Origin of the sequence: Streptomyces sp. SID12488 (assembly GCF_010548275.1) — a bacterium.
Lineage (GTDB): Bacteria > Actinomycetota > Actinomycetes > Streptomycetales > Streptomycetaceae > Streptomyces.
Genome location: NZ_JAAGLT010000139.1, coordinates 1 through 425, shown reverse-complemented (window position 1 = coordinate 425; position 425 = coordinate 1). Strand labels below are relative to the sequence as shown.

The 425-nt window shown below is 75.1% G+C and carries 1 protein-coding gene; it reads right to left on the bottom strand.

The window, feature by feature from the left end; genetic code table 11:
- Window positions 1-348: hypothetical protein (locus G3I56_RS42880; RefSeq protein ID WP_164418968.1), on the bottom strand; the 348-nt coding region annotated here is incomplete at its 3' end.
- Window positions 349-425 lie beyond the last annotated feature (77 nt).

Genomic DNA, 425 nt, shown 5'->3' with positions numbered 1-425 from the left:
CACCGCGAGCTGCTCGCCGCGGCGGACACCGCGTGCGCTGATCCAGGCGGCCGGGACGCCGTCGACCGGCAGCAGGTGCGCCCGCCGCTCGTCGAGCGTCGCCGTGCCCGCGTCGAGCGGTGAGCGGACCTCGATCAGGTCGGTCGCGACGATGCCGGTCGGCGTCGGCGTGCGGACGTAGATCGTGTAGCCCGTGACGATCGCGTTCCGACCGACCTGCGCGGGCTCCGCGGGGTGGTTCGGTGCGCAGAACGCCGACAGCGTCAGCACCGGGATGGGCTCGCCGTGCACGTCGTTGCCGTACGGGTCGGTGCCGGGCGGGCCGCGCCAGACGTGGATCGTCTCCATCAGGCCAGGCCCGCGCCGAGGCGGATCGTCCCGACCCGGCCCCGGTCCTCCACCACGGGCAGCAGGCCCAGGAGGTC